At 72.4% G+C, this 12,765-nt stretch carries 11 protein-coding genes and 1 pseudogene; 3 read left to right on the top strand and 9 right to left on the bottom strand.

Annotated features, from left to right (window positions below):
- Window positions 1–5: 5 nt before the first annotated feature.
- The 7 genes from Phou_RS13655 to Phou_RS13625 form a co-directional block, all read right to left on the bottom strand.
- On the bottom strand, window positions 6–758 hold the full coding sequence (locus tag Phou_RS13655) for a nucleotidyltransferase domain-containing protein (RefSeq protein ID WP_173056398.1): 753 nt from the start codon (window positions 756–758) through the stop codon (window positions 6–8).
- A gap of 333 nt (window positions 759–1,091) precedes the next feature.
- On the bottom strand, window positions 1,092–1,793 hold the full coding sequence (locus Phou_RS13650) for a hypothetical protein (protein ID WP_173056397.1): 702 nt from the start codon (window positions 1,791–1,793) through the stop codon (window positions 1,092–1,094).
- Window positions 1,794–1,829: 36 nt separating this feature from the next.
- Window positions 1,830–2,420: a GTP-binding protein gene (locus Phou_RS13645; protein WP_173056396.1), complete on the bottom strand. Its 591-nt coding sequence runs from the start codon at window positions 2,418–2,420 to the stop codon at window positions 1,830–1,832.
- Window positions 2,398–2,838 (bottom strand): DUF742 domain-containing protein, encoded by a 441-nt coding sequence (locus tag Phou_RS13640; protein ID WP_173056395.1) that lies wholly within the window; start codon window positions 2,836–2,838, stop codon window positions 2,398–2,400. The genes Phou_RS13645 and Phou_RS13640 overlap by 23 nt, the downstream gene beginning before the upstream one ends.
- Complete coding sequence (locus tag Phou_RS13635; RefSeq protein WP_173056394.1) at window positions 2,835–3,266, bottom strand: roadblock/LC7 domain-containing protein; 432 nt, start codon at window positions 3,264–3,266, stop codon at window positions 2,835–2,837. Before Phou_RS13635 ends, Phou_RS13640 begins: the two co-directional genes overlap by 4 nt.
- Window positions 3,263–5,851 carry a sensor histidine kinase gene (locus Phou_RS13630; RefSeq protein WP_173056393.1) on the bottom strand — a complete coding sequence of 863 codons (2,589 nt, stop codon included), beginning with the start codon at window positions 5,849–5,851 and terminating at the stop codon, window positions 3,263–3,265. Before Phou_RS13630 ends, Phou_RS13635 begins: the two co-directional genes overlap by 4 nt.
- Window positions 5,838–6,941: a hypothetical protein gene (locus Phou_RS13625; protein ID WP_173056392.1), complete on the bottom strand. Its 1,104-nt coding sequence runs from the start codon at window positions 6,939–6,941 to the stop codon at window positions 5,838–5,840. The genes Phou_RS13630 and Phou_RS13625 overlap by 14 nt, the downstream gene beginning before the upstream one ends.
- 442 nt (window positions 6,942–7,383) lie before the next feature.
- Here Phou_RS13625 and Phou_RS13620 point away from each other — a divergent pair, with 442 nt between their 5' ends.
- The gene (locus tag Phou_RS13620; protein ID WP_173056391.1) at window positions 7,384–8,787 is read left to right on the top strand and encodes a sigma 54-interacting transcriptional regulator; all 1,404 of its coding nucleotides are present in this window, start codon (window positions 7,384–7,386) and stop codon (window positions 8,785–8,787) included.
- Window positions 8,784–10,744: pseudogene (locus Phou_RS13615) on the top strand (vWA domain-containing protein). Before Phou_RS13620 ends, Phou_RS13615 begins: the two are co-directional and overlap by 4 nt.
- Here the strand turns inward: Phou_RS13615 and Phou_RS13610 are convergent.
- A complete protein-coding gene (locus tag Phou_RS13610) occupies window positions 10,741–11,772 on the bottom strand; it encodes a potassium channel family protein (protein ID WP_173056390.1) in 1,032 nt (343 codons plus the stop codon). The pseudogene Phou_RS13615 and the gene Phou_RS13610 overlap by 4 nt on opposite strands.
- Window positions 11,773–11,879: 107 nt before the next feature.
- Between Phou_RS13610 and Phou_RS13605 the strand changes: the two genes are divergently transcribed.
- Window positions 11,880–12,272 carry a cupin domain-containing protein gene (locus tag Phou_RS13605; RefSeq protein ID WP_173058340.1) on the top strand — a complete coding sequence of 131 codons (393 nt, stop codon included), beginning with the start codon at window positions 11,880–11,882 and terminating at the stop codon, window positions 12,270–12,272.
- A gap of 5 nt (window positions 12,273–12,277) precedes the next feature.
- On the opposite strand, the gene Phou_RS13600 is transcribed toward Phou_RS13605, so the two are convergent.
- A complete protein-coding gene (locus tag Phou_RS13600) occupies window positions 12,278–12,727 on the bottom strand; it encodes a hypothetical protein (RefSeq protein WP_173056389.1) in 450 nt (149 codons plus the stop codon).
- Between the last annotated feature and the right edge of the window lie 38 nt (window positions 12,728–12,765).

Below are 12,765 nucleotides of genomic sequence, written 5' to 3'. Positions count from 1 at the left end.
GGCCATCACGACGGCGCGACGTCCAGCCACGAGGAGACGAAGCCGACCACGTCGGCGCGGCGCCGCCACGGGTTGCGGTACCGCGGCGCCCCGCCGACCCGGATGCGCAGCGCTTCCTGGATCACCCGGTGCCAGCGCGGCTCGGCGGTGGCCAGGGCGTAGCCGGCGGCCTCGGTCTTCGAGGTGACCCGCCCCGCGGCCAGGGTGTGCCGCAGCCGCGCGACGCCGAGCACACCCCAGCACGCCGCCCACGGCGTCAGCCCCACCGGTCCACGGCCGGCGCGGGCGAGCCAGGGCGCCCAGTACTCGTCGAGGTTGCGGAGCGTGGCCTCGGCGAGGGCCGGCCAGTCGGTGAACACACCGACCTCGGCGACCGCCGGCCCGCGGACCGCCACGCCGCTCTGCGCGAGCACGTGCCAGGTGACGAGGCTCCGCTCGAAGCGCGACTCCGGATCGACGCGCCGCTCGTGCACCCCCACACCGGGCGGCGCCTGCGCGGGGTCGCGCCGCAGGTCGTCCCAGGTCACGTAGAGCCCGTCGAAGTGCGGCCGGCGCGGCAGCCCCGCGTGGACCGCCCGGATGGCGACGGGGTCCGGCGGCAGCGTGGTGACGGCGACGAAGTCGATGTCGCTGACCCCGGCGCGGTAGTCGCCGAGCGCCACCGAGCCCTGGAGGTAGAGGCCTTCGACCAGGCCCGGCTCGTGCCGGTCGGCGAGCTCCAGGTAACGCGCGCAGACCTGATCCACGTCGTGGGGCACGCGCCGCAGACTAGCGCGGCCCCGACCTCAGCCCCGACTTAGCTAGGCCCGCGGTTGCCGCCTCACCCTCCGCAGTCGCCCAGCTCACCCCAGGAGCCGAACCGGCAGATCTTGGCAAGTTAGCGTCGAAATAACGCGCTAACTCACCAAGGTCTCGGAGCTCATACCGCCTCCACCTGATCGACAGTCACAGACCGCGACGACCGTGCCTGCCTTACCCCGGCAAGGCGGCCGCTGGGGCGCGGACGCCGTGAGCTGGGAGGACATCGGAAGCTGTCGCACGGCCAGCAACCCAACTCCGACGTCGAGTGGCTGCTATGGCGCCCGAAAGCTCTAGCGCTCTTCGGGGCCGGCCAGCAGCGACGGGTCTTCGCGGATCATCGCCGCCAACCGGGCCGCGGCGTTGTCGTCGTGCTCGGCCTTCCAGGCCCGGGGCGCCGACCGCATCGGAAGGTCACCCGCCGGCGGTGCTGGGCGCGGCGGCAGGTCGCTGGCGGGCGGCGGTGGCGGAGGAGGCGGGGGTGGTGGTGCGGCCGGGGCCAGGCCGCCGGGGTCGGGCAGGAAGCCGGTGTCGGCGGCCGCGCGGTGCCGGCGCCGGTCGGCCAGGCGGCCCGGGTCGACCAGGCGCGGCATTTCGGGCACCGGGGGCGGGCCGGAGTGGCGGCCGCCCTGGTGGGCGTCCACGGTGAGCGGCCGGGGCAGGTCACTCATCGGCGGTATCTCGGCCGGCAGCACCGGCAGCGGCGGCCCGTCACCAGGCCCGAAGCTGGAGGCCTCGGGGCCCTCGACCGAGACGATCTTGGCGCGGACCACGCCGTCTTCCCAGCCGATGCGCACCTCGGCGCTGCCCTCACCCTGCTCGCCGTAGAGCGTCACGTTGAGGTCGGGATGGCGCTCGACTACCCGGCGGACCGCCTCGATCGCCTCGGCCAGCCCGTGTGCCGTGGGCAGACCGCCAGACGCGCCTTCGGCCCGCCGGCGCAACTGGTCCATGCGCGCCAAGCGATCCAGCGCGTCGTCCAGTCCACCGCGCACTCCGAAACACCTCCTAGGGCCAGCGAGCCCGCCGGCTCATTTCGCGGTCTCTCCCTGTACCGCATCATCCAGCGCGCGATCCAGTAGGACTAGCAGTGCGTCTCTCACAGAAATCCGGTTGCGGGCGTCGAAGGCGACAACGGGGATCCGCTCGTCGACCGCGAGGGCCCACCGGACCTCGTCCAGGTCGTGGGCGAGCTTTCCGTCGAACGCGTTGACCGCGACGACGAATGGTATGCGCGCCCGCTCGAAGTAGTCCACCGCAGGGTAGCAGTCATCTAACCGGCTGCTGTCAACCACAACCAGCGCACCGAGCGCTCCGTGGGACAGGTCATCCCACATAAAGCCGAAGCGGGACTGTCCGGGCGTACCGAAGAGATAGAGCTTCAGGCTGCGATCGATGGTCACGCAGCCGAAGTCCATCGCGACCGTCGTGGTGGTCTTGCCAGTGGCCTGGCCGGGGTCGTCCACGCCGACCCCGGCGGTGGTCATGACCGCCTCGGTCGTCAGCGGCGATATCTCGCTGATCGCGCCGACGGTTGTGGTCTTGCCGACGCCGAAGCCGCCGGCGACCACGATCTTGACGGGAATGGGGGGTGCTTGCTCAGGAGATCGCACGAAGTCCACGGATCACTCGCAGGATGGTGTCGGGGTCGGGACGCGCGGCATCCCGCGCGTGGACGTCGAGGTAGCCGGCGGCCCGCAGGTCGCCGACGAGGATGCGGGTCACGCCGAGGTGCAGCCGGGCCCGCGCGGAGATCTCGGCCACCGAGATCGGCTCCGCGCACAGCGCCATGATCGTGCGCAGCTCGGGCGCCAGGCTGGACACCGGTACACCGGTGCGCAGCGGCCCGTCCGAGCGGGCCGTGACCTGTGTCTCCAGGCCGATGTCCGGGTCCACGCCGTCCACCCGGCCGGAGGTGAGCACAAACGGTCGCAGCCCGGCCGGCGTGGCGTCCGCCGGCTGCGCACCAAGCCCCGAGACGCCCAGGAAGGGCCGGATGCGGGCGGGCCCCGCCGGCTCCTCGGGCGGGACGTGGGTCACGACTGGGCGGCGTTCTTCAGCTCCGCGATGAGGCGCGGCGTGAGCGCACCGCCGGCGCGGCTGGCGAAGAGCGTCATCTCGTACGCCACCGTGCCGAGGCTGGCCGTCCGCTCGGCGATCACGCCCAGCACCGAGCCCGCGCTGATGGCGGTGACCAGCAGGTACCCGCCCGTCATGTCGATGACCACGCGGTTGAGGCCGCCGAGGGCGTACCAGTTGGCCGCCCCGCCGGCGAGGCTGGTGAGCCCGGAGACCACAGCGGCGAGCCGCTCGGCGTTCGCGCGGTCGGCGATGTTGGACATCGCCATCAGCAGGCCGTCGGCGGAGACCGCGATGGCCTCCCGCACACCGGCCGTGCTGGACGTGAACGAGTCCAGGAGCCAGTTGAAGGTCTGCGCCTCGGGGCTCAACTGGAGTGAGTTGTTCACTGCTGGGTTCCTTCCTGCTGCAAGGCGCGCGCGACGCCGGATTCGAACTGCTCGAGCGAGTCCCGGGCCGCGTCCGGATCGGGCGACCACTGGTCGGGCAGTACCTGCGGCGGCGGCTGGGTCGGGATGTCCGCCGGCAGCGTGGCGCCGGGCACCCGGCGGGTGAGTGGGGCACGCGGGCCCGGTGCGGGCGGCGCGATCACCGGCGGCACCTCGCTGCGCGCGACCGGCTCGTCGGACACGGTGGACTCCGCGCGGCGTACCCCCGCTTCGAACTCCTCCACCAGCGCCCGCGCCGTCGCGGCATCGACCCCCGTGGGCGCCGGCGTGCGGTCCGCGCCGGGTGCCGTCCCCTCCGGGAGCTGCGCTCCCGGGACCCGCTGGCGGAGGCCACCGTGGGTGGGCGCGGTCCGCGGCGCGGGCGCGGGCGTCGCCGCCGGTGCCGGATCAGCAGGGGGTACCGGCGGTGCGGCTGGCCGCGGCGCGAACGCGTTCCAGGAGTTGCCGCTGCCGATCGTGCGCGTGGCCCGGTCCAGCGCGTCCACGTTGAAGGACGGCTCGTGCTCGGCGGTCGCCACGAGGGCGCGGGCCACCGCGCGCTGTACGACCGCCGGCTCGTCGCCGCCGTACGACGGTGCCACGTTCAGGTGCCGTACCGAGGCGAGGCCGCGCGCCGGCTTCGGCGGCTGGGGCGGTGGCACCGGGTCCGGCTCCTGGATCGCGGTGCGCACCAGGTGGTCCTGCCCGATGTCGACGGTGACGGTCACGCCGCCGCCCGGCGTCTCGGAGAGCGCGACGGCGAGGCCGTGTTTACGCGCCAGCCGCCCGACCACGAAGAGCCCGAGCACCTCGGTCGGCGCCAGGTCGAGGCGCTCGCGGCGGGCCAGGCGGGCGTTCTCCTCGGCGATCCGCTCGGGGGACAGCCCGAGGCCGTGGTCGACGACGCGGAGGCGTACCACGTGGCCGGTCACCATCGCGTTGACCGTGACGCGGGTGTGCGGCGGGGAGAACACCGTCGCGTTCTCCATCACCTCGGCCAGCAGCAGCACCAGGTCGCCGGTGACCGCGGGCGCGACCGCGATGCCGCCGGGCACCTGCACGTCGACTCGGGTGTACTCCTCGATCTCGCCGAGCGCGAGGCGCACGATGTCGGCGAGCGGCAGCGGCACGATGTGCTCCTCCGCACCGGAGACGCCGGCCGAGCCGGAGAGCACGACGAGGCTTCCCGCGTTGCGCCGCAGGCGGCTGGAGACGTGGTCGAGCCGGTACAGCTGCTGCAGCCGCTGCGGGTCGGTCTCCTCCTGCTCCAGCCGGTCGATGAGCGCGATCTGCCGGCCCACCAGGTTCTGCGTGCGGCGGCCGACGTGGCCGAACATCTGCGCCACGTTCCGCCGGCTGCTGACCTGCCGCTCGACAAGCCGGGCGGCGGTGGTCTGCACCCTGTCGAACGCGCGGGCGAGGTCGCCGATCTCGTCGGCGGAGCGGACGTCGACGGGTTCCAGATGGATGGGTTCGGCCTCGTCGTCGGCGTCCTCGTCGGCGACCCGCCGCAGCTCGGTCTCGGCGACGGTGGCCACGCGTTCGGCGGAGCGGGTGAGGCTTGACAGCGGCCGGGCCACCGCGCGCGCCACGACGACGCTCATCAGCACGACGCCGATGAGCACGAGGAGGGCGAGCGTGATGACGCCGTACGCGGTGGTGAGGACGACCGTCTGCTGCCGCTCGACCTCCGCCGTGACGTCCGTGACGATCTTGCGCTCGACGAACCGGCCCAGGACGATGAACGACTCGAGCGACGGGTAGAGCTGCTGCACCGTGAACCGGGCCAGCGCCTGGAGCGGGTTGGTCTGCACCGTGACCGGGAAGTCGGCGCCCACCCGGTCGTTGAGTGCCTGCTGGACGAGCTGGAAGAGGCTGCTCTGCTCCGGCGTCGCGTACGCGTTGAAGCGCGTGATGATGGCCTGCAGCGCGGCGATGTTGGCGGTGTAGCCGGTCATCGAGCCGGCGCTGCGCTCGGCGACCATGACCACCATCAGCGCGGCGCCGGCGCTGATCAGGTCGTTCATCTGGAGTACGGCGTCGAGTGCGACAACCTGCCGCCCGCCGGCGCTGGCCACGTCGATGTTGTCGAGCAGACGCAGCGAGTCGAGGATGCGGGCGGTCACCGCGCCGTACGCCGCGATCACCTGGTCGCTGCGGATGGCCCTGCCGAGCACGCCGGCGCGTACTTTCTCCAGGTCGCCGATCGTGTCGATCGCCCGCGACACGGCGGGCGGCAGGTCGTCGCCGAGCGACGCGCGCAGGTCCGCGGTGCGGTCGGCGACCGCGGTGCTCTGCAGCGTGAGGCCGGCGGTGTCGACGGTGCCGAGCAGGTAGCCGACCGACAGCATGCGCTCCTGCTGCAGGTCACCGACGAGGCCGCCGACCTCGCTGGCGATCCGCACGGTGCGGGCGGTGTCCGCGGCACGGCCGGCGAGGCCGGCCCGGTTGACGACGAGCGGGACGGTGAGCACACCGACGAGGAGCAGCGGCACCATGACCAGGACCGCCAGCTTGCCGCGGATGCGCAGCCTACCGAGCAGCACCGACGGGCTCCCACTGGCTCTCGGTCTGCGCCGGCGCCGAGGTGCGCGGTGGCACCGGCCGATGTGGACCGTCGAACGGACGCCGGTGTCGCCGTCGCCTGGTCAGGGCCAGCACCGCCGGTACCGCGCAGCCCAGCACCGCCACGACGAGCGTGGCGAGCGAGACGAACCGTTCCGTGCGGATGCCCGACTGCCGGTCGGCGATCAGCACGTCGAGCTCGGCGAGGATCGCGTTGGAGAGCTCGGACGCGGCCGACTGCACCTCGATCCGGGCGGGGTTGAGCCGGTCGGCCGTCGGCAGCGGTGACCGCCCGTCGAGCGAGCCGGCCGAGGTGGCCAGCCCGTCCATGCTGCGGCGGAAGCGGTCCAGCCGGCTGAGCAGGTTGGCGCCGAGCGTGCGGCTCTCGGTGCTGTCCACCGCGGACTGCAGACCGTCGGCGAGGTCGGCGGCGGGGTCGAGGACCGCGCCCCGCGCGGCGGTGAGGTCGGCGATCGCGGCCGTGCGCTCCGCGGCGGGCCGGCCCGCGGCGATGACCACGAGGTCGGCGAACTTGCCCGCCGCGACCACCGACTCAGGCAGTTCCTCGGCCGCGCCGTCCTGGAGGAAGTACGTGTCCGCCTCGGGGTCGCGGATCAGCTGCGAGTTCTCCCGGACCTTGCCGTAGAGGGCGAGCAGCAGGTCGGTGACCTCGCCGTACGCGTCGTAGATCCGCGCCTTGTCGCCGGGCGGCACCGAGGAGAGCGCCTCGATCTTCACGCGCAGGCCGGACCAGCGCTCGCTCGTACGCAGCTCGTCGCCGAGGCGGTCGTCAACGGCGGTGGTGGCGTCGACCGCTCGCGTGACCGCGGCCCGGTCCGCCGGCCGCCCGGCCACCGCGGCGGACTGCGCGTCGGTCAGCGCGGTCGTCACCTGGCCGAGCGTGGTGAGGTACTCGATGCCCTGCCGCTCCCGGGCGGCGAAGGAGAGGCGGTCCGACTGCCCTTGCCACGCCTGCCCGAAGAGCACCCCGACGGGGATCAGCAGTGCGAACACGAGCAGCGGTCTCAGCAGCGAAACCCTCGTGGGCGCGTTCGGCGTGGCAGCGCTCATCGTCCACCCTCCCGGCGGCAGCGACGGATGGGATGGCAGGGCCCCCACAGCTCGCGCGAAACGTTTCGCGGTGCCACCCGTCGAGGAACTTAGGCCCGGTAGTGGCGCTCCGGAACCGTTTCACCAGCCGGGCGTTGCAGGCGGGAGCGCTCCCAATGCGCAGCGTGAGGGCGAGTCGATCACAGCGTCGCGGGAAGCGGGCAGCAAAGGTTTGCTGCACCTACTTCGTCAGTAAAGGTCGGAATACGCGACATCCGAATTGCTCTGGCACGGGCTGAGTGTCCGGTCAGTCAGGAAGCGCCGCGAGTTGATCGATTAAACGCCTCTCGTCACCCTAGTCCGTCCGGGCGGTTGACCGGGGGTCGCCCGATCCGCCCTGCCCGCATGGGCATCCGAACCTGCACTTCGACCGCTGGTAACAGAGCCGAGCTAGTTTTGGCCGGTGACATCAACGCCTGACACCATCAGGACGGTCGGTGCGCTCCGCGCGAGCGGTCACCGGCACCGCACGGTCAAGGAAGAGCTCCGCGAAAATCTTCTGGCTCAGATGCGCGACGGCAGCCCACGGTTTCCCGGCATCGTCGGATACGACGACACCGTGCTGCCCGAGGTCGAGCGCGCCATCCTCGCCGGCCACGACATGGTCCTGCTCGGTGAGCGTGGCCAGGGCAAGACCCGCGTCATCCGCTCGCTTGTCGGGCTCCTCGACGAGTGGACGCCTGTGATCGAGGGCTCCGAGCTCAACGAGCACCCGTACGAGCCGCTCACCCCGACCTCCCGCCGCCAGGCCGAGGAGCTCGGCGACGAGCTGCCGATCCGCTGGCTGCACCGCTCCCGGCGGTACGGCGAGAAGCTCGCCACGCCGGACACGAGCGTCGGCGACCTCATCGGCGACGTCGACCCCATCCGGGTGGCGCAGGGCCGCACCCTCGGCGACCCGGAGACCATCCACTTCGGACTCGTGCCGCGCACCAACCGCGGCATCTTCGCGGTCAACGAGCTGCCCGACCTCGCCGAGCGGATCCAGGTCTCGCTGCTCAACGTGCTGGAGGAGCGCGACGTGCAGGTCCGCGGCTACCAGCTGCGCCTCCCGCTCGACCTGCTGCTCGTGGCCAGCGCCAACCCCGAGGACTACACCAACCGCGGCCGCATCATCACGCCGCTCAAGGACCGTTTCGGCGCCGAGATCCGTACCCACTATCCGCTGGAGCTGGGGCTGGAGCTCGACCTGATCCGCCAGGAGGCGCGGCTCGTGGCCGAGGTGCCCGACCACGTCCTGGAGGTCATCGCCCGCTTCGCCCGCGCGGTCCGCGAGTCGCCGTCGGTCGACGCCCGCTCCGGTGTCTCCGCGCGCTTCGCGATCGCGGCGGCCGAGACGGTGGCCGCGTCGGCGCTGCGCCGCAGCGGCATCGTGGGCGAGCCGATCCCGACCGCCCGCATCGGCGACGCCACCTCGATCACCAGCACGCTGCGCGGCAAGGTCGAGTTCGAGAGTGGCGAGGAGGGGCGCGAGATCGAGGTACTCGCCCACCTGCTCCGCACCGCGACCGCCGAGACGTTCCGGGCCCGGCTGGCGGGGCTCGACCTGTCCGGCTTCACCGACCTGGTGGCCGAGGGCGCGATCGTGGAGACCGGCGAGCTTGTCGGCGCCGAAGACCTGCTGCGCCAGGTCGGCACCGTGCCCGGGCTGGCCAAGGTGCTCGAGCGGCTCGGCTTCGACGACGCGCCAACGGTCCAGCAGGCCGCCGCCGGCGTGGAGTTCGCACTGGAAGGGCTGCACCTGACCCGCCGCCTCTCCAAGGCCATGACCGAGGAGGGGCGCACCCTCTACGGGAGCCGGGAATGAAGCGTCCGAACCGGTTCCGCTACGGCGCGTGGCAAGGCGGGCCCGACCCGCTCGCCCCGCCGTACGACGTGCGTGCCGCGGTCGACCAGGTCGGTGCCGAGGTGCTGGCCGGTGGCAGCCTGCGCGAAGCGCTGCGCAACCTGCTGCGCCGCGGCCCAGACGGCGGCCGGGGGCTTGACGACCTCGCCGCCCGGGCCCGGCGGATGCGCCGCGAGGCGATGCGCCGGGGCAACCTCGACGGCGCGGTGACCCGCTCGCAGGCGCTGCTCGACCAGGCCCTCGCCGCCGAGCGGGAGGAGCTTGCCAGCCGCACCGACGACGCGGCCCGGTTCAGCGAGGCGCGGCTGGACAGCCTGCCCCGCTCCACCGCCCGGGCGGTCGAGGAGCTCTCCGACTACCAGTGGGCAAGCGATGACGCGCGCCGCACGTACCAGCAGATCCTCGACGGCCTGCGCGACGAGGTGCTGGAGCAGCGCTTCGCGGGCATGCGCGAGGCGCTCGGCAACCCCGACCCGGCCGCCCAGCGCCGCCTCGCCGAGATGCTCGGCGACCTCAACGACCTGCTCGACCGGCACGCCCGGGGCGAGGACACGACCGACACGTTCGCCGAGTTCATGCGGCGGCACGGCGAGTTCTTCCCGGAAAAGCCCGGCACTGTCGACGAGCTGATCGACGCCCTCGCCCGCCGCGCCGCCGCGGGTGAACGGCTGATGCGCTCGCTCTCCGCGCAGCAGCAGGAGGAGCTGTCCCGGCTGATGGCCCAGGCGCTGGGCAACGCCGGGCTCGCCGACCAGATGGCCCGGCTGACCGCCAACCTGCGCACCCTCCGGCCCGACCTGGGCTGGGACCGGCGCGCCCAGGTGCGCGGCCAGCAGGGACTCGGGTACGGCGAGGCGGCCGGCGCGCTCGCCGAGATCGGCGACCTGGACGAGCTGCTCGACCAGCTCGGCCAGGAGCACCCCGGCGCGACGCTCGACGACATCGACGTGGAAGCGGTCGAGCGGATCCTCGGCCGGGGCGCGGCCGGTGACGTGCGGCGCCTGCAGGAGCTGGAGCGCGAGCTGCGCCGGCAGGGTTGGCTGGCCCGCGGCGGCGAGGGGCTCACGCTCAGCCCGAAGGCGCTGCGCCGGCTGGGTGGCACCGCGCTGCGCCGCGTCTTCGCCTCGCTGGAGACCGGCCGCAGGGGCCAGCACGACCTCCGGGACGCGGGCGCCGCCGGCGAGATCACCGGTGCGTCTCGGCCCTGGGAGTTCGGCGACGAGCAGCCCATCGACGTGGTGCGTACGGTCGGCAACGCCGTCCGCCGCAGCACCTCGGCACGCTCCTCGGCCGTCTCGCTCGCGGTCGACGACTTCGAGGTCGTGGAGACCGAGCGGCGTGCCTCGGCTGCCGTCGCGCTCTGCGTCGACCTGTCGTACTCGATGGTCGCCGAAGAGCGCTGGGGCCCGATGAAGCAGACGGCCCTCGCCCTCTCGCACCTCGTCGCGACGAAGTTTCCGCAGGACGCGCTGCAGATCATCGGCTTCGGCCGGTATGCCACGCGGCTCACGTCGGAGGAGCTGGCCGCCGTCGAACCCGACTACGTGCAGGGCACCAACCTCCAGCACGCCCTCCAGCTCGCCGGCCGGCACCTGCGCAAGCACTCGGGCAGCGAGCCGGTGGTGCTGGTGGTGACCGACGGTGAGCCCACGGCACATCTGGAGGACGGCGAGGCGGTGTTCTTCTGGCCGCCGCTGAGCGAGACCGTCCAGGCGACGGTGGCCGAGGTGGACGCCCTGACCAGGTACGGCGCGACGCTCAACCTCTTCATGCTCGGCGAGGACGCGGGCCTGCGCCGCTTCGTGGACGCCGTGGCCAGGCGCAGCGGTGGCCGCGTCTTCACCCCGACACCGACGACCTCGGCAGCTACGTGGTCAACGACTACATCCGGGCCCGCCGCGGCCGCGCGCGCCGCTAGGAGGCGTCGCGGCTGACGGTGGTCTCGACCGGTGCCGCGGTGTCGTCGCGGATGTAGACCAGCAGGTCGCCGGTCTCGATCATCGCGCATTCGGGAGAGGCGAGCGAAAGCACGCGTCCGTGGCGGACCAGGGCGATCACCAGCTCGCTCACCTTGCGGGGCGACTTGCCCACCTCGGCGCGGTCGGCCGAGCGGAGCGCCAGCGCCATGCCGTGTCCGGGGGTGAGGAGGTCTTCCACCACGTCGATGAGGGGCGGCGCGGACGTGGAGAGACCCAGCAGGCGGCCGGCCGTCGCGGAGGAGACGATCACCTGGTGGGCGCCGCTCTGCTTGAGGAGAGGGGCGTTTTCCGCCTCGCGCGCGGCGGCGATGATCCGCACCTTGCCGGCGGTCATCTGCCGCGCGGTGAGGGTCACCAGGACGTTCGCCTCGTCGGTGTCGGTCGCGATGATGACCGCCTTGGCGTCCTTGACATGCGCGTCGGCCAGGATGGACGAGCGGGTGGCCGAACCCTCCAGCGCGACAAGCCCGTCGGACGTCGCCTGCCGCACCGCCGCGCGGTCGGACTCGACCACGACGATGCGCCTGGTGTCGAAGCCGTTTTCGCGCAGCGCCGCGACGGCACTGCGTCCCTTCGTCCCGTAGCCGCAGACGATCACGTGGTCCTTCAAGAGCCTTCTCCACCGCGTAAGGCGAGCATTCGTGCGGTACTGCTCGGTAAGCACCTCAAGTGTCGTGCCGACCAGGATGATCAGGAAGAGCACCCGCGCCGGCGTGATCACGATGACGTTGACGAGCCGCGCGCTCTCCGAGATCGGGGTGATGTCGCCGTAGCCCGTCGTCGACAGCGACACGACCGCGTAATAGAAGCAGTCGAGGAGCGTGAGCCCGTCCTCGTTGACGTCGCGGTAGCCGTCGCGGTCCAGGAAGACCACGAAGACGATGCCCAGCACCAGGCCGACCGCGGCGACCAGGCGCGTGCTGAGCGCGCGTAGCGGCCCCCGCGCGGGTGACGGTAGATGGATCACGGTACGTCTCGGGCCTGCACGCCTACACCATAGATCAGCGGCTTGGTCCTGACTTGCACAGTCCCGGTCTGGCTTTGATCAAGCCGAGAATGGGGTACGAAGAGGACATGGAGCATTTCACGATCGCGACCGTCGCCGAGGAGAACCGGGACTTCCGGCGCGTTCTGTGGACTGGCGAGCACGCACAGCTAGTGATCATGACCATCCCGCCGAACGGTGAGATCGGCGAGGAGGTGCACGAGGACACCGACCAGATCCTCACGTTCGTCAGCGGCGTGGGCGAGGCGAAGGTCGGCGGCCGAACCCGGAAGGTCGCCCAGGGAGACCTCGTCGCGGTACCGGCCGGCACGAAGCACAACTTCGTCAACACCGGCCCCAACCCTCTGGTCCTCTACACGGTGTACGGCCCGCCCGAGCACGCGGACGGCGCGGTGCACAAGACGAAGGAAGAGGCCGACAAGGCCGAGGAGTCCGGCCAGGACGAGCCGCCGTCGAAGTAACGCCGTCAGTCGGTCTTGAGGTCGCGGCGTGCCGCCTGGATGAGCTTGCGGCGCGCCGCGCCGACCGCTTCCAGGCGGGCCGGTTGGTCGGTCATGGGGGCGTCGCGCAGCTCACGGTGCCTGATCAGCAGGTCGACGCCGGCCGCGCCGACGGGCTCCGACGCGAAGAGGCGCAGGCGGGTCAGGCTGGTGCGGAGCTCGGCGAACGCGGCCTCCATCGTGTCCTCAAGCCGAGCGGCGATCTGCGCGTCACCGGGATGGGTGCCGAGGCCGTGACGCTCGCGGGCCGCGTCCGAGCTGCGCCAGCTCGCTTCCAGCAGGGCGACCAGCGTGTCCGAGAGGGCCTCCCGCGACCAGCTCGTACGGTCGCGGCTGCGGGTCAGGACCGCGGTGACCACGATGTTCGCGCCGCTGATGAACGCGGCCGTGAAGGCCGCCCACTCGCCAACACCCATCGGTGATGATCCCTCCCCAGTAGACGAACCGCAGAGTA

The organism is Phytohabitans houttuyneae, assembly GCF_011764425.1.
Classification (GTDB): Bacteria; Actinomycetota; Actinomycetes; order Mycobacteriales; family Micromonosporaceae; genus Phytohabitans; species Phytohabitans houttuyneae.
This window is presented reverse-complemented; position numbering and strand designations above follow the sequence as displayed.